The organism is Curtobacterium sp. AC273 (assembly GCF_979253735.1).
The window spans coordinates 124,246-140,179 of sequence record NZ_CEEDDU010000006.1; the positions used below are offsets into that span (position 1 = coordinate 124,246).

Consider the following 15,934-nt stretch of genomic DNA (forward strand, 5'->3'; position numbering starts at 1 on the left):
GCACCCGCCCGTCGCGTGGGCCGTCGTGGTGCCGGACGGGAGGCGCGGGCGGCCTGGCACCGCGCCTCCCGTCCGTCACGGGGTGCGTCCGCGCGCTCAGGCGGACTGCTGCTCCGCCTTCGGGGTGCCGATCTCGAGGACGCCGTCGGTCATCGTGAGGCGCTGCGGCTTCATGAACCACGCGACCACGGCGGCGGCCCCGAGCAGGACGCAGGAGAGCGCGAAGGGGATCTGCCAACCGGTCGTGTCGATGAGGAAGCCGAACACGATCGGCGACACGACGCCCGCGACGCCGAAGCCGGTGTTCATGAAGCCGGACGCGGTGCCGGACCACTGCGGCGCGACGTCCATCGGGATCGCCCAGAGGTTCGCGTTGCAGAGCTCCAGGAAGAAGAACGACAGCGCGAGCGAGATCGTCGCGACGACGAGTCCTTGCCCGATGACGAGCGGGACGAGGCAGACGAGCGAGCCGCCCAGCCCGATGACGAGGACGAGACGGCGGGCGTTGCGGGTGTTCCCACCGCGGTGGATGAGCCGGTCGCTGAGCATGCCACCCACGGTGTCGCCGACGACCCCGGCGAGCAGCACGAGCGTCGTGAAGAGGGCGAACTGGCTGATCGGCAGGCCGAAGGTCGAACTGAGGAACGTCGGGATCCAGGGTGAGGAACACCCAGAGCACCCAGCCGTAGCCGAAGTCGACGAAGGTGACCGGCAGGATCTGCCGGGCGAGGGAGCGCCACGGGACCGGCGGCCGGGTCGCGCGGGTCTCGACCGGCGGGAGTTCGTCGAGTTCGACCTGCCGGATGCCGGCGGTGTCCTCGGGCTTGTCCCGGAACCAGACGAACCAGACGATCGCCCACGCGATGGACAGCACCGCGGTCGCGAAGAACGCCCAGCGCCAGCTGCCGGTCGCGCCGATCACCCAGGCGACCAGGAGCGGCGCCAGCGCGTTGCCGAGTCGCGCCGCGGAGTGCACGACGCCCTGCGCGAAGCCGTTCCGGTCGCGGGGGATCCAGCGGCTCATCGCCTGCGTGGCCGCCGGGAAGGCGGCCGCCTCGCTGAGGCCGAGGAGCGCCGCGCGGCGAACAGGGTCCAGAAGCCGACCGAGAAGCCGGTCCACAGGGTGGCGACGCCCCAGACGACCGTGATGACGAAGAGCGCCTTCCGCGGTCCGAACTTCTCGGCGATGGTGCCGCCGAAGACCTGGCAGGGCGTAGGGGAGTGCGAACGCGGAGACGATGAGTCCCGCGGTCGTCTCGTTGAAGCCGAAGTCCTCGGTGATGTGGGGGAGCGCGGTCGAGATGTTGGTGCGGTCGATGTACGAGATCGCGTACATGAAGCACAGCAGGACGAGCACCCGCCCGCGGATGCGGCCGCGGAACGGGGTGCCCTTCGTCGGTGCGGCGGGGGTCGCCGTCGTCATGGGGGCCTCTTCGGGGGAGTGAGAACGATTCGGGTTGCTGAACGGATCGGAGGCTATTCCGCGTCGCTATCAGCCGACTCGGAAGGTGCTTGGCGTGGACGATACGCCGAGGGCGAGCACGCGGCTCCGGTGTCGGCGGTCCCGACTACCGTTGAGGCCATGGCAGTGTCAATCGAGCCCACCCGCGCGGTCCGCCCGTTCGAGGTCATCAGCGAGTACACGCCGAGCGGTGACCAGCCCGCCGCGATCGCCGAACTCGCGGGCCGGATCAACGCGGGTGAGACCGACGTCGTACTGCTCGGCGCCACCGGTACGGGCAAGTCCGCGACCACGGCGTGGCTCATCGAGCAGGTGCAGCGCCCGACCCTCGTGCTCGCGCACAACAAGACCCTGGCGGCACAGCTCGCGAACGAGTTCCGCAGCCTGCTGCCGAACAACGCCGTCGAGTACTTCGTCTCGTACTACGACTACTACCAGCCCGAGGCGTACGTCCCGCAGACGGACACCTTCATCGAGAAGGACTCCTCGGTCAACGCCGAAGTCGAGCGGCTCCGGCACTCGACGACGAACTCGCTGCTCAGCCGACGCGACGTCATCGTGGTCTCGACGGTGTCCTGCATCTACGGCCTCGGGACGCCGGAGCAGTACATGAACGCCTCGGTGGCGCTGCACGTCGGGCAGACGATCACCCGCGACCAGCTCGTCCGCAAGTTCGTGGCGATGCAATACCAGCGCAACGACGTCGACTTCGCGCGCGGCACCTTCCGGGTCCGTGGCGACACCATCGAGATCATCCCCATGTACGAGGAGCACGCGATCCGCATCGAGATGTTCGGTGACGAGGTCGAGGCGCTGTCGTCGCTGCACCTGCTCACCGGCAACGTCATCGACGACCTGCCCGCGGTGTCGATCTTCCCCGCGTCACACTACGTGGCCGACACCGACGTGATGCACCGGGCGATCGCGGACATCAAGGTCGAACTGGCCGAGCGGCTCGCCGAGCTCGAGGGGCAGGGCAAGCTGCTCGAGGCCCAGCGCCTCCGGATGCGCACCACGTTCGACATCGAGATGATGGAGCAGATCGGTTTCTGCTCGGGCATCGAGAACTACTCGCGGCACATGGACGGCCGTGCCGCGGGCGAGGCACCGCACTGCCTCATCGACTACTTCCCGGACGACTTCCTCATCGTCATCGACGAGTCGCACGTCACCGTGCCGCAGATCGGCGCGATGTACGAGGGCGACGCCTCCCGCAAGCGGACCCTCGTCGAGCACGGGTTCCGCCTGCCGAGCGCCCTCGACAACCGACCCCTGACGTGGGAGGAGTTCCTCGACCGCGTCGGGCAGAAGGTCTACCTGTCGGCCACGCCGGGCAAGTACGAGCTCGGCGTCACCGACAGCGTGGTCGAGCAGATCATCCGTCCGACCGGCCTGGTCGACCCCGAGATCGTCGTCAAGCCGAGCGACGGCCAGATCGACGACCTGCTCGAGGAGATCAAGCAGCGCGTCGAGAAGGACGAGCGCGTCCTCGTGACGACGCTGACGAAGCGCATGGCCGAGGAGCTCACCGACTTCCTCGGGAACGCCGGGGTCCGGGTGCGCTACCTGCACTCCGACGTCGACACCCTGAAGCGCGTCGAGCTGCTCACCGAGCTCCGCCAGGGCGTCTACGACGTGCTGGTCGGCATCAACCTGCTGCGTGAGGGCCTCGACCTGCCGGAGGTCTCGCTGGTGGCGATCCTCGACGCCGACAAGGAGGGCTTCCTCCGCTCGTCGACGTCGCTCATCCAGACGATCGGTCGTGCTGCCCGCAACGTGTCGGGCCAGGTGCTCATGTACGCCGACAAGATGACCGACTCGATGAAGTTCGCGATCGAGGAGACCGACCGGCGTCGCGAGAAGCAGGTCGCGTACAACACCGAGCGCGGCATCGACCCGCAGCCCCTCCGCAAGAAGATCGCCGACATCACCGAGATCCTCGCGCGCGAGAACGACGACACGAAGGCGCTGCTCGAGGGCCGTCCGGGCGCCGACGGGCGTCGTTCGCCGACGCCGAACCTGAAGCGCGGTGGCATCGCGGGCGAGGGCGCCACCCAGCTCGAGGCGACCATCGGCGACCTGAACGACCAGATGCTGCAGGCCGCGGCCGAGTTGAAGTTCGAGCTGGCCGCGCGGCTCCGCGACGAGGTGCAGGACCTCAAGAAGGCGCTGCGCCAGATGGAGTCCGCCGGGCATGTCCAGTAGGGCCGAGCGCCGGACCGTCGTCGTCACGGGCGCCAGCGCCGGCCTGGGGTACCACGCGGCCGAGCAGCTCGCGGCGGCCGGACACCGCGTGGTGCTCGCCACCCGCGACGCCGGCCGCGCGGCTGCTGCCGAGCGGAGCATCCGTCGCCACGTGGACGGTGCCGACCTCACGCACCTGCACCTCGACCTGGCCGACCTCGACAGCGTGCGTGCGGCGTCCGAGGAACTCGCGCGGACCGAGTCGGACGGAGTCGACGCGATCGTCAACAACGCCGGCGTCGTCGGCGCGGCCGACCTGCGGACCACCGCGCAGGGGACCGAACTGCAGATCGGCACGAACCACCTCGGGCACTTCGCGTGGACGGCCCGACCCTGCCGCTGCTCGAGCGCCGCGGGGGTCGCGTCGTGCACCTCGGGTCGATCGCGCACCGGTGGGCCCGACTCGACCGGCGCGATCCGCTCGGCGCCGATCACTACTCGAGCCACCGCCAGTACGGCCGGAGCAAGCTCGCCGTCATGCTGTTCGGGTTCGAGCTGGCGGAACGCCTCGCCGACGCGGGGTCGTCGGTGTCGAGCGTCGTCGCGCACCCGGGACTCCGCTCGACATGCTCGCCCCCGAGCGTCCGGAGATCGCGCCGTCACGCTCCGAGCCGGTGTGGATGCGCCCGGTGCAGTCCCTCCCCGCGCGGCGCTCGTTCGTGCAGGGCAAGGACGCCGGTGCCGAACCGCTCGTGCACGCGGCGGTCGCTCCCGGCGTGCGGTCGGGGGGAGTACTGGGGGCCCGGGGCTGGATGCAGCTGCGCGGCCCCGCGACCGTGGTCCGCGCCGAACCGCGCGCGCACGACCGCACCGAGGCGGCCCGGCTCTGGACCGCCAGCGAGCGGGCCGCCGGCGTCGCGTTCGCTCTCGACGCACTCGTCTGACCGTCCATCACGGCCGAATGTCGGTCCCGCTTCGTAGAATCGACGACGATGACCATCACCTCTGACCGCGGTACCTCGACGTCGGGCCGGAACGCCTTCGGTGAGCCCGCAGACCTCCACATCCCCGGCGGCACGGCGCCCCACAGCACCTCGACGCTCAGCGTGCGCGGCGCCCGCGTGCACAACCTGCGGGACGTCGACCTCGAGATCCCGCGCGACTCCCTCGTCGTGTTCACCGGCCTGTCCGGTTCGGGCAAGTCCTCGCTCGCGTTCGACACGATCTTCGCCGAGGGGCAGCGCCGCTACGTCGAGTCGCTGTCCGCGTACGCGCGCCAGTTCCTCGGGCAGGTCGACCGTCCGGACGTCGACTTCATCGAGGGGCTGTCGCCCGCGGTGTCGATCGACCAGAAGTCGACGAACCGGAACCCCCGGTCGACGGTGGGCACCATCACCGAGGTCTACGACTACATGCGCCTGCTCTGGGCGCGCATCGGCGTCCCGCACTGCCCCGTCTGCGGCGAGGTGATCAGCAAGCAGAGCGTGCAGCAGATCGCCGACCAGCTCATGGAGTTCGAGTCGGGGACCCGCTTCCAGGTCCTCGCGCCGGTGATCTCGAAGAAGAAGGGCGAGTTCGTCGACCTCTTCCAAGAGCTCGCGGCGTCCGGCTACGCCCGCGCGATCGTCGACGGGGAGCGCATCCAGCTCAGCGACCCGCCCAAGCTCAAGAAGCAGGTCAAGCACGACATCTCGGTGATCGTCGACCGTCTCGTCGCGAACGACGACATCCTCGGCCGCCTCACCGACTCCCTCGAGACGGCGCTGCGCCTGACCGACGGCACGGTGGCGATCGACCTCGTCGACGCCGAGGGGCCCGGCGCCGTCCGGACCTACTCCGAGAACCTGTCCTGCCCGAACAACCACCCGCTGGCACTGACCGAGATCGAGCCCCGCACGTTCTCGTTCAACGCGCCGTTCGGTGCCTGCCCGGAGTGCTCCGGCCTCGGCACGCGCATGTCGGTCGACCCGGACCTCGTGCTCGGCGACCCCGAAGCCTCCCTCCGCGACGGCGTCCTGCTGCCGTGGACCGGCACGAGCGGGCTGTACTCGTACTTCGAGAAGCTGCTCGCCGGGCTCGGCAAGGAGCTCGGGTTCGACCTCGACACCCCGTGGAACCGGCTCGACCCGTCGGTGCAGGCCGCGATCCTCACCGGCAAGGACTTCCAGGTCTCGGTGTCGTGGCGCAACCGGTTCGGCCGCGAGATGCGGTACACGAGCGGGTTCGAGGGCGTCATGCCCTACATCGAGCGCAAGTTCGCCGAGGCCGAGTCGGACTCGCAGCGGCAGCGCTTCCAGGGGTACCTGCGCGAGGTGCCCTGCCCGGTGTGCGACGGCACGCGCCTGAAGCCCGAGGTGCTGGGGGTCACGGTCGCCGACCGCAGCATCGCCGACGTCACGAACCTCTCCCTCGACGACGCGTACGCCTTCATGGACGGCCTGTCGCTCACCGACCGCGAAGCGCACATCGCCGCCGCGGTCCTCCGCGAGATCCGTGCCCGGCTCGAGTTCCTGCTCGAGGTCGGCCTCAACTACCTGACGCTCGCGCGCGGTGCCGGCGGGCTCTCCGGTGGCGAGGCGCAGCGCATCCGTCTGGCGACCCAGATCGGTTCCGGCCTGACCGGCGTGCTCTACGTGCTCGACGAGCCGAGCATCGGCCTGCACCAGCGCGACAACCGGCGGCTCATCGACACCCTGGTGAAGCTCAAGGACCTCGGCAACACCCTCATCGTCGTCGAGCACGACGAGGACACCATCCGCACGGCCGACTGGGTGGTCGACATCGGCCCGGGCGCCGGCGTCAACGGCGGCAACGTCGTGCATTCCGGGTCGTACGAGGGGATCATCGAGAACCGCGAGTCGATCACCGGGGACTACCTCGCCGGTCGTCGCGCGATCGAGGTGCCCGCCGAGCGGCGCAAGGTCAACCTCAAGCGCACGATCAGTGTGCAGGGCGCCCGCGCGAACAACCTCAAGACGATCGACGCCGACTTCCCGCTCGGCGTCTTCACCGCGGTCACCGGGGTGAGCGGTTCGGGCAAGTCGACGCTGGTCAACGACATCCTCTACAAGGTGCTCGCCAACCAGCTCAACGGCGCTCGGCACATCGCCGGCAAGCACACCCGCGTGAAGGGCCTCGACCAGCTCGACAAGGTCGTGCACGTCGACCAGGCGCCGATCGGCCGCACCCCGCGGTCCAACCCGGCGACCTACACCGGCGTCTTCGACCGGATCCGTCAGCTGTTCGCCGAGACCACCGAGGCGAAGGCACGCGGGTACCAGCCCGGTCGCTTCAGCTTCAACGTCAAGGGCGGCCGGTGCGAGAACTGCTCCGGTGACGGCACGATCAAGATCGAGATGAACTTCCTGCCCGACGTCTACGTCGCGTGCGAGGTCTGCGGTGGCGCGCGGTACAACCGCGAGACGCTGCAGGTGCACTACAAGGGCAAGAACATCTCCGAGGTCCTCGACATGCCGATCAGCGAGGCGGCCGAGTTCTTCGAGCCGATCTCCGCGATCCACCGCTACATGGCGACCCTGGTCGACGTGGGACTCGGCTACGTCCGGCTCGGGCAGAGCGCGACGACCCTCTCCGGTGGCGAGGCGCAGCGCGTGAAGCTCGCGACCGAGCTGCAGCGCCGGTCGAACGGCCGCACGGTCTACGTGCTCGACGAGCCGACGACGGGTCTGCACTTCGAGGACGTCCGGAAGCTGCTCCTCGTGCTGCAGAGCCTGGTCGACAAGGGCAACACCGTCATCACGATCGAGCACAACCTCGACGTCATCAAGTCGGCCGACTGGCTGATCGACATGGGTCCCGAGGGTGGCTCGGGCGGTGGCACGATCCTGGCGACCGGCACCCCGGAGCACGTCGCGAACGTGCCCGAGAGCCACACCGGCGTCTTCCTGCAGGAGATCTTCGACGCGCAGGACGCCCGAGTCGGCAAGGAGCAGGCCGTCGGCGCCCGGCAGGTCTCGTCGAAGCGACAGGACGGCAAGCAGCGGCAGGGCGGCAAGCAGAAGGCGGGTGCTCGGTAGGTGGCGGACACCGTCTCGTGGCGTCCGAAGGCGGGGAGATCCCGACCGACCCGGGCGTCTACCGGTGGCGTGACGAAGCCGGTCGGGTGCTCTACGTCGGCAAGGCGAAGAACCTCCGCGCACGGCTGAGCAACTACTTCGCACCGCTGCCGACGCTGCACGAGCGCACCCGGCGCATGGTCCTGACGGCACGCAGCGTCGAGTGGACCACCGTCGGCTCCGAGATCGAGGCGCTGCAGCTTGAGTACACGTGGATCAAGGAGTTCGATCCGCCGTTCAACGTCAAGTTCCGCGACGACAAGTCGTACCCGTACATGGCGATCACCCTGGGCGAGGAGAGCCCTCGGGTGATGGTGACGCGGAACCGGAAGATCAAGGGCGCGAAGTACTTCGGGCCGTACCCGAAGATCTGGGCGGTGCACGACACCATCGACCTGATGATCAAGGTGTTCCCGATCCGCACCTGCTCGGACTCGTCGTACAAGAAGGCGATGCAGACGGGCAAGCCCTGCTTCCCCGGGCAGATCGGCAAGTGCGGCGGCCCGTGCTCGCAGAAGGTCACGATCGCCGAGCACCGGGTGCTGGTCGAGGAGTTCGTCCGCTTCATGGCGAGCTACGACCGCCGCGTGATCACGCAGCTGCGGCAGCGGATGGCCGCCTCGGCCGACGCCATGCAGTACGAGCAGGCCGCGAAGTTCCGCGACCAGGTCGGCGCGCTCGAGGCCGTGCTCGAGAAGTCGGCCGTCGTCCTCCGCGACTCCGTCGACCTCGACCTGTTCGGCATCGCCGAGGACGAGCTCGCCGCGGCCGTGCAGCTGTTCTCGGTGCGCGGTGGCCGCATCCGCGGTGTCCGCGGGTGGGTCGTCGACAAGGAACTCGACATCTCGACGGGCGACCTCGTCGAGCAGATCGTCCAGGGGCAGTACGCCACCACCGAGGAGCCCCCGCGCGAGGTGGTGGTGCCGGAGCTCCCTCGAGGACGCCGACGCGCTGCAGCAGTGGCTCAGCGAGCGTCGCGGCGGCCGCGGCACGAAGCTCAGCACCGCCCAGCGCGGCGACCGTGCGGGCCTCGCGCGCACCGCGGCCCAGAACGCGGCGCAGGCGCTCATGCTCTACAAGACCAAGCGCTCGGCCGACTACACGACGCGGTCCGCCGCCCTGGCCGACATCCAGGACGCCCTCGGCATGACCGAGGCGCCGCTCCGGATGGAGTGCTACGACATCTCGCACCTGCAGGGCACCAACGTCGTGGCGTCGATGGTGGTCTTCGAGGACGGACTGCCCCGCAAGGACCAGTACCGGCGGTACACCATTGCCGAGACCACGGACGACACGGACAGCATGTACCAGGTGCTGTCACGACGGCTGGCACGTCTCGACGAGGACGCCGCGGCGCCGGACGTCCCCGACGTCACGAGCGACGAGGTCGTCGAGGGGTCCAAGCCGACCAAGCGCTTCGCGTACCGCCCGCAGCTGCTCATCGTCGACGGGGGTCAGCCGCAGGTGCAGGCGGCGAAGCGGGCGATGGACGAGGCCGGCGTGCGCGACATCGCCCTCGTCGGCATCGCGAAGCGTCTCGAGGAGCTCTGGCTGCCGGACGACGACTTCCCGGTGATCCTGCCCCGCAACTCCGAGGCGCTGTTCCTGATCCAGCGCATCCGCGACGAGGCCCACCGGTTCGCGATCACCCACCAGCGCACCCGTCGGAAGCGCGACGTCCGCTCGCAGCTCTCCGAGATCCCGGGGCTCGGGCCGAGCCGGGTGAACGCGCTCCTGAAGCACTTCGGGTCGGTCAGCACGGCTGCGCGAGGCGACGGCGGACGAGATCGGCGAGGTCCCCGGCGTCGGTCCCGCGACCGCCGCGGCGGTCGTCACGAAGCTGCAGCAGACCCCGACGAGCGCGCCGGTCGGCCCCACCCCGGTCAGCCCGGCCGACGCGGCCGTCGCGCCCACCAGGGGCACCCGAGGCCGTCGCGAGCCCGCAGGAAGCCGAGTCCCTTCCAGAAGGTGCAGTGCGGCTCCCACAGGTGACCCCGGACGGACCGCACCTCCCGTCATGACGCAAACCGTGCCTCCCGTCCGCCACCGGGCGATACCCTTGACCGCAGCCGCGACCTCCCGCATCCGAGACCTCCCCGGGCGACGCGCCCGGGCCGCCACGACGGAGCCCACTCCCAGATGACCGACACCGCCCGATGACCGACAGCGACCTATGACCGACAGCGACCTATGACCGACAGCGACCAGGCATCGACCCGATCGCCGCAGCAGCACGACATCCTCATCGTCACCGGCATGTCCGGGGCCGGGCGTTCGACCGTCGGCAAGGCGCTCGAGGACCTCGGCTGGTACGTGGTCGACAACCTGCCGACCCAGATGCTCGCGCCGCTGACCGAGCTCGCCGACCGTGCGGGCGAGAAGATCCCGAAGATCGCCACGGTGGTCGACGTCCGCGGTGGCCGCTTCTTCACCGACCCCGAGCAGGCGGTCGAGCAGGTCCGGTCGACGACCTCGGCCCGCGTCCGCGTGCTCTTCCTCGAGGCAACCGACGCCGTGCTCGTGCGACGGTTCGAGCAGGTCCGGCGACCGCACCCGCTGCAGGGCGAGGACACGCTGCTCGACGGGATCGCCCGTGAGCGCGCTCGGCTCTCCGGCGCTGCGCGAGGCGTCCGACCTCGTCATCGACACCTCGGACCTGAACATCCACCAGCTCGCGAACGCCGTGACCGACCGGTTCGCCGACGACCACTTCGTCGGCGTCCAGGTGACGCTGATGAGCTTCGGCTTCAAGTACGGACTGCCCGCCGACGCCGACATGGTCGCCGACGTGCGGTTCCTGCCGAACCCCTACTGGGTACCGGAACTGCGCCCCCACACCGGCCTCGACAAGCCCGTCTCGGACTACGTGCTCGCCCAGCAGGAGCCCGTCCGTTCGTCGACCGCTACGCCTCCGTGCTCGAGCCGGTCTTCGAGGGGTACCAGCGCGAGAACAAAAGACACGCTACGATCGCCATCGGCTGTACCGGCGGCAAGCACCGCTCGGTCGCCATCGTCGCCGAGTTGGCGAACATCCTCCGCGGGATGCCAGGCGTCGCCGTGCTGTGAAGAACCGAGATCTCGGCCGGGAGTGACCGTCCCTCCGGCCGCTCCACACGACGTGCGCCGGGTACGCGGACCCCACCAGAAGAAACGTTAGGAATGATGCTGTGCCGTTGACTGCCGAGGTCAAGGACGAACTGGCCCGGGTCGTCGTGAACCGCAACACGGTCCGCGCCGCCGAACTGGCGACCATCCTGCGGTTCGCGGGCGGCCTGCACGTCATCTCGGGCAGGATCGCCGTCGAGGTCGAGCTCGACACCCGGATCATCGTCCACCGCGTGCGGAAGGACCTCGCCGAGCTGTACGGCGTGCGGAGCGAGGCGTCGGTGGGGTCGTCCGCGTCCGCCCGTCGTGGCACCCGGTACCTGGTGCGCGTGCTCGAGGCGGGGGAGACCCTCGCCCGGCAGACCGGCCTGATGGACGCCCGTCGCCGTCCGGTCCGCGGGCTGCCGAACCGGCTCACCACCGGCAACCGCGAGGACCTCGCCGCGATCTGGCGCGGGGCGTTCCTCGCCGCCGGCACCCTGACCGACCCCGGTCGTGCCGCTGCGCTCGAGGTCACCTGCCCCGGCAACGAGGCCGCCATGGCCCTCGTCGGAGCCGCCTCCCGTCTCGGCATCGCCGCGAAGGGCCGTGAGGTCCGCGGCGTGCACCGCGTGGTCATCCGCGACGGCGAAGGCGATCGGTCAGATGCTCACCGTGATGGGCGCCGCCCGCACCACCGCCGAGTGGGAGGAGATGCGCCAGCGCCGCGAGGTCCGTGCCACCGCCAACCGCCTGGTCAACTTCGACGACGCGAACCTCCGCCGCTCCGCCCAGGCCGCCGTCGCCGCGTGCGCGCGGGTCGAGCGTGCGCTCGAGATCCTCGGCGACGAGGTCCCCGACCACCTGCAGGTACGCCGGCTCGCTCCGTCTGCAGCACCGCGACGCGTCGCTCGACGAGCTCGGCCAGCACGCCGACCCGCCCATGACGAAGGACGCCATCGCCGGACGCATCCGCCGCCTGCTCGCGATGGCGGACAAGCGCGCGTCCGACCTCGGCATCCCCGGGACGGAAGCGAGCGTCCCCGAGGAGCTCGAGGGCGTCTGGAGACGGGTCGTCCGACCTGCTTGACGGGAGGCGCGGTGCCAGCTGGCACCGCGCCTCCCGTCCGTCTGGGTAGCGTCCGCGGGCCGCACCGACGTCTGCTCGGACGTCACGGACGACCGTCCGGACGGACCGTCACACCGCACTGGCTGGCAGGGTCCGACTGCTAGGGTCGTTACGGCGACGTTGCGGGGCGTATCGTCCACCACACGTGGGTCCGCAGGGCCTGCGCCTCCGAAAGCAGCGCCCCCTGGGCGCTCCACACCCACCAGGAGATCCATTGACCGTCAAGATCGGTATCAACGGCTTCGGCCGCATCGGCCGTAACTTCTTCCGGGCCGCACTGGCCAAGGGCAGCGACTCTCGAGATCGTGGCGGTGAACGACCTCACCGACAACGCGTCGCTCGCGAACCTGCTGAAGTTCGACTCCATCACCGGCAAGCTCCCGGCAACGGTCGAGCTCGACGGCGACAACATCGTCGTCGACGGCAAGGCGATCAAGGTCCTCGCGGAGCGCGACCCCGCCAACCTCCCCCTGGGGCGAGCTGGGCGTCGACATCGTCATCGAGTCGACCGGGTTCTTCACGAAGGCCGCCGACGCGCAGAAGCACATCGACGCCGGCGCGAAGAAGGTCATCATCTCCGCCCCGGCCTCGGGTGACGACGTCACCATCGTGCTCGGTGTGAACGAGGGCCAGTACGACCCCCGCGAACCACCACATCATCCTCGAACGCGTCCTGCACCACGAACAGCCTCGCGCCGCTCGCCAAGGTGTGCTCCTACGACAAGTTCGGCATCGAGCGTGGTCCTCATGACGACGGTGCACGCCTACACCGCCGACCAGAACCTGCAGGACGGCCCGCACAAGGACCCGCGTCGTGCCCGCGCCGCCGCCCCGCAACATCGTCCTCGACCTCCACCGGTGCGGCGAAGGCCATCGGCCCCGTCCTGCGGGAGCTCGCCGGCAAGCTCGACGGCTTCAAGCGCCCGCGTGCCGGTCCCGACCGGGTCGATCACCGACCTCACCCTCGAGACCAAGTCCGAGGTCATCGTCGACAGCGAGATCAACGCCGCCTACAAGGAGGCAGCCGAGGGTCCGCTCAAGGGCATCCTGCTCTACAGCGAGGACCCGCTGGTGTCGACCGACATCACCACGGACCCGCACTCCTCGATCTACGACTCCGGCCTGACCAAGGTCATCGGCGGCCTCGTGAAGATCACCCTGCGTGGTACGACAACGAGTGGGGCTACCCGAACCGTCTCGTCGACCTGACCGAGTACGTGGGCGAGCGGCTCTAACACATGGCCCTCCGCACCCTCGAGGACCTCGGCTATCTCGCCGGCAAGCGCGTCGTCGTCCGCTAGTGACCTGAACGTCCCGCTCAAGGACGGCACGATCACCGACGACGGCCGCGTCCGCGCATCGCCGACGACCCTCAACACCCTCATCACCGCCGGCGACACGCGTCATCGTGGATTCTCCCACCTGGGCCGCCCCGACGGCGAGCCCAAGCCGGAGTTCTCGCTCGCACCGGTGGGTCAGCTGGCTCTCCGAGCGGCTCGGCAAAGAGGTCACGTTCGTCGGCGAGACCGTCGGCGACGAGGCGACCGCGGCCGCCGAGGCCTTCCTCGAGGACGGCGACGTCCTGCTGCTCGAGAACGCCGGTTCAACCCGGAGGAGACCTCGAAGGACGCCGCCACGCGCGGTGCCTTCGCGGACCGCATCGCCGCCCTCGGGGATGCGTTCGTGTCCGACGGCTTCGGTGTCGTCCACCGCAAGCAGGCCTCGGTGTACGAGCTCGCGTCGGCCCTGCCGAGCGCGGCCGGCTCGCTCATCGAGACCGAGCTGCGGGTGCTCGAGCGACTGACGAAGGACCCGGAGCGCCCCTACACGGTGGTGCTCGGCGGTTCGAAGGTCAGCGACAAGCTCGGCGTGATCGACCACATCCTGCCCAAGGTCGACACCCTGTGCATCGGCGGCGGCATGCTCTTCACGTTCCTCGCGGCCCAGGGCCACGGGGTCGCGAAGTCGCTGCTCGAGGCAGACCAGCTCGACGTCGTGCGCGAGTACCTCTCGCGGGCGAAGGAGCTCGGCGTCACCATCGACCTGCCGACCGACGTCGTGGTGGCCTCGGCCTTCGCGGCGGACGCCGACCACGAGACCGTGCCGGCCGACGCGATCGAGTCGTCGTCGTTCGGCGCCGACGGCATCGGGCTCGACATCGGCCCGGAGACCGCGGCACGGTTCGCCTCCGCGGTGTCCGGTTCGAAGACGGTGTTCTGGAACGGCCCGATGGGCGTGTTCGAGTTCCCGCGTTCGCGGCCGGTACGAAGACCGTCGCGCAGGCGCTCACCGAGGTCGACGGCCTCGGCGTCGTCGGCGGTGGCGACTCCGCCGCTGCCGTGCGCTCGCTCGGCTTCTCGGACGACCAGTTCGGGCACATCTCGACCGGTGGCGGTGGAGCCTCGAGTTCCTCGAGGGCAAGTCGCTGCCCGGTCTCGAAGCACTGGGGTGGACCGCATGACCCGGACGCCACTCATCGCCGGCAACTGGAAGATGAACCTGGACCACCTCCAGGCCATCGCCACGGTGCAGAAGCTCGCGTGGACCCTGAAGGACGCGCGCCACGACTTCGACGACGTCGAGGTCGTGGTGTTCCCGCCCTTCACCGACCTGCGGAGCGTGCAGACGCTCATCTCGGCCGACAAGCTGCCGATCCACTTCGGTGCGCAGGACCTGTCGCAGTTCGACTCCGGTGCCTACACCGGTGACGTCTCCGGCGCGTTCCTCGCGGCACTCGACGCCCAGTACGTCATCGTCGGCCACTCCGAGCGGCGCACGCTGCACGGGGAGACCGACGAGGTCGTCGCAGCGAAGACCGCAGCGGCCGTCAAGCACGGCCTCGTGCCCGTCGTCTGCGTCGGCGAGACCGGTGCGCAGCGCGAGGAGCGCGGCGCCGGCGTCGTGCCCGTCGAGCAGTTGCAGGTCGTGCTCGACGCGGTGAAGCCGTCCGAGATCGTCGTGGCGTACGAGCCCGTCTGGGCAATCGGCTCCGGCCAGGCCGCCACCGCCGAGCAGGCCCAGGACGAATGCGCGGCCCTGCGTCGCGGCATCGCTGCGGCCTGGGGCGACGAGGCCGCTGCGGCGACCCGTGTGCTCTACGGCGGCTCGGTGAAGTCCGGCAACATCGCGGGCTTCCTCCGCGAACCCGACATCGACGGCGCGCTCGTCGGTGGCGCCTCCCTCGACGTGCAGGAGTTCGCGGCCATCGCGCGCTTCCGGCAGCACGTCGGACTCTGATCCACCGGTCACAGGCCGGTCGCCACGTGCGGCCGGCCTCGTGCCACGCCCAGCCCGGGGAACCTCGGCCGACCACCTGGCCGGTATACTCGGATGGCTGACTGACACGAAAGGTACGTCGTGGCGATTCTCTCCGTCGTGCTGCAGGTCCTGCTCGCAATCACGAGCCTCCTGCTCACGCTCCTCATCCTGCTGCACAAGGGCCGCGGTGGCGGCCTCTCCGACATGTTCGGCGGCGGCGTGACGAGCAACCTCGGGGCGTCCGGCGTCGCCGAGCGAAACCTCAACCGCATCACGGTGATCCTCGGTCTGGTCTGGATCGTCTCCATCATCGTGCTCGGTCTCATCAACAAGTTCACGGCGGGGAGCTGATCCATGGCAAGCGGAGGCAGTGCAATCCGGGGCTCGCGCGTTGGCGCAGGTCCGATGGGGGAGCAGGACCGCGGGGTCCAGGCCGAGCGGGTGGCGATCTCCTACTGGGACGCCCTCGGCAACGAGGTCGTGCGGTACTTCGCCGCCGGCCTTCCTGACGAAGAGATCCCGGAGACGGTGGATTCGCCGTCGACCGGGCTCCCGGCTGGCCGCGACAAGGAGAACCCTCCCGTGGTCTCCAAGACGGAGCCCTACAAGACGCACCTCGCGTACGTGAAGGAGCGTCGCACCGAGGAAGAGGCAGCGCAGCTCCTCGAGGACGCGCTCCAGCAGCTCCGGCAGCGTCGCGGAACCGCGAAGTAGCGGCCGACGTCACGAAGGCCCCCGCAC

The 15,934-nt window shown here is 69.8% G+C and carries 9 protein-coding genes and 7 pseudogenes; 14 read left to right on the forward strand and 2 right to left on the reverse strand.

The features are described 5' to 3' along the window. Positions 1 to 96: 96 nt before the first annotated feature. Together ACZ8AI_RS10830 and ACZ8AI_RS10835 are read right to left on the reverse strand one after the other, a co-directional pair. Positions 97 to 675, reverse strand: a pseudogene (locus tag ACZ8AI_RS10830) (MFS transporter); the annotation flags it as partial. Positions 676 to 718: 43 nt separating this feature from the next. Next, a pseudogene (locus ACZ8AI_RS10835) lies at positions 719 to 1,336 on the reverse strand (MFS transporter); the annotation flags it as partial. Here ACZ8AI_RS10835 and ACZ8AI_RS10840 point away from each other — a divergent pair. The 14 genes and pseudogenes from ACZ8AI_RS10840 to ACZ8AI_RS10905 all read left to right on the forward strand — a co-directional run bounded on the left by ACZ8AI_RS10840 (position 1,239) and on the right by ACZ8AI_RS10905 (position 15,907). Next, a complete protein-coding gene (locus tag ACZ8AI_RS10840) occupies positions 1,239 to 1,445 on the forward strand; it encodes a hypothetical protein (protein WP_464858272.1) in 207 nt (68 codons plus the stop codon). The pseudogene ACZ8AI_RS10835 and the gene ACZ8AI_RS10840 overlap by 98 nt on opposite strands. 149 nt (positions 1,446 to 1,594) lie before the next feature. Continuing rightward, on the forward strand, positions 1,595 to 3,667 hold the full coding sequence (gene uvrB / locus ACZ8AI_RS10845) for an excinuclease ABC subunit UvrB (protein WP_464858496.1): 2,073 nt from the start codon (positions 1,595 to 1,597) through the stop codon (positions 3,665 to 3,667). Further along, positions 3,657 to 3,974, forward strand: a pseudogene (locus ACZ8AI_RS10850) (SDR family NAD(P)-dependent oxidoreductase); the annotation flags it as partial. The gene uvrB and the pseudogene ACZ8AI_RS10850, both read left to right, overlap by 11 nt. A gap of 298 nt (positions 3,975 to 4,272) precedes the next feature. Next, the gene (locus tag ACZ8AI_RS10855; RefSeq protein WP_464858540.1) at positions 4,273 to 4,590 is read left to right on the forward strand and encodes a hypothetical protein; all 318 of its coding nucleotides are present in this window, start codon (positions 4,273 to 4,275) and stop codon (positions 4,588 to 4,590) included. A gap of 48 nt (positions 4,591 to 4,638) precedes the next feature. Continuing rightward, positions 4,639 to 7,683, forward strand: coding sequence for an excinuclease ABC subunit UvrA (gene uvrA, locus ACZ8AI_RS10860; protein ID WP_464858273.1), 3,045 nt, complete (start codon positions 4,639 to 4,641; stop codon positions 7,681 to 7,683). Next, positions 7,684 to 9,571, forward strand: a pseudogene (uvrC, locus tag ACZ8AI_RS10865) (excinuclease ABC subunit UvrC); the annotation flags it as partial. 341 nt (positions 9,572 to 9,912) lie between these two features. Beyond that, a pseudogene (gene rapZ, locus ACZ8AI_RS10870) lies at positions 9,913 to 10,814 on the forward strand (RNase adapter RapZ). Between the two features lie 75 nt (positions 10,815 to 10,889). Continuing rightward, positions 10,890 to 11,896: pseudogene (gene whiA, locus ACZ8AI_RS10875) on the forward strand (DNA-binding protein WhiA). A 350-nt stretch (positions 11,897 to 12,246) separates the two neighbouring features. Continuing rightward, on the forward strand, positions 12,247 to 12,531 hold the full coding sequence (locus ACZ8AI_RS10880) for a glyceraldehyde 3-phosphate dehydrogenase NAD-binding domain-containing protein (protein WP_464858274.1): 285 nt from the start codon (positions 12,247 to 12,249) through the stop codon (positions 12,529 to 12,531). Between the two features lie 13 nt (positions 12,532 to 12,544). Then, positions 12,545 to 13,144, forward strand: coding sequence for a hypothetical protein (locus tag ACZ8AI_RS10885; RefSeq protein WP_464858275.1), 600 nt, complete (start codon positions 12,545 to 12,547; stop codon positions 13,142 to 13,144). Positions 13,145 to 13,267: 123 nt separating this feature from the next. Then, positions 13,268 to 14,274 (forward strand): annotated as a pseudogene (locus ACZ8AI_RS10890) (phosphoglycerate kinase); the annotation flags it as partial. 118 nt (positions 14,275 to 14,392) lie between these two features. Next, positions 14,393 to 15,172, forward strand: coding sequence for a triose-phosphate isomerase (gene tpiA / locus ACZ8AI_RS10895; RefSeq protein WP_464858276.1), 780 nt, complete (start codon positions 14,393 to 14,395; stop codon positions 15,170 to 15,172). A gap of 120 nt (positions 15,173 to 15,292) precedes the next feature. Beyond that, positions 15,293 to 15,544 carry a preprotein translocase subunit SecG gene (secG, locus tag ACZ8AI_RS10900; RefSeq protein WP_058727797.1) on the forward strand — a complete coding sequence of 84 codons (252 nt, stop codon included), beginning with the start codon at positions 15,293 to 15,295 and terminating at the stop codon, positions 15,542 to 15,544. 3 nt (positions 15,545 to 15,547) lie between these two features. Next, positions 15,548 to 15,907, forward strand: a complete 360-nt coding sequence (locus tag ACZ8AI_RS10905) for an RNA polymerase-binding protein RbpA (RefSeq protein WP_071291709.1) — start codon at positions 15,548 to 15,550, stop codon at positions 15,905 to 15,907. Positions 15,908 to 15,934: the final 27 nt, after the last annotated feature.

Bases quoted from the DNA above. Each gene is read 5' to 3' on its own strand.
- ACZ8AI_RS10840 (WP_464858272.1), top strand. From the start codon at position 1,239: ATGAGTCCCGCGGTCGTCTCGTTGAAGCCGAAGTCCTCGGTGATGTGG.
- ACZ8AI_RS10855 (WP_464858540.1), top strand. From the start codon at position 4,273: ATGCTCGCCCCCGAGCGTCCGGAGATCGCGCCGTCACGCTCCGAGCCG.
- uvrA (WP_464858273.1), top strand. From the start codon at position 4,639: ATGACCATCACCTCTGACCGCGGTACCTCGACGTCGGGCCGGAACGCC.
- tpiA (WP_464858276.1), top strand. From the start codon at position 14,393: ATGACCCGGACGCCACTCATCGCCGGCAACTGGAAGATGAACCTGGAC.
- ACZ8AI_RS10905 (WP_071291709.1), top strand. From the start codon at position 15,548: ATGGCAAGCGGAGGCAGTGCAATCCGGGGCTCGCGCGTTGGCGCAGGT.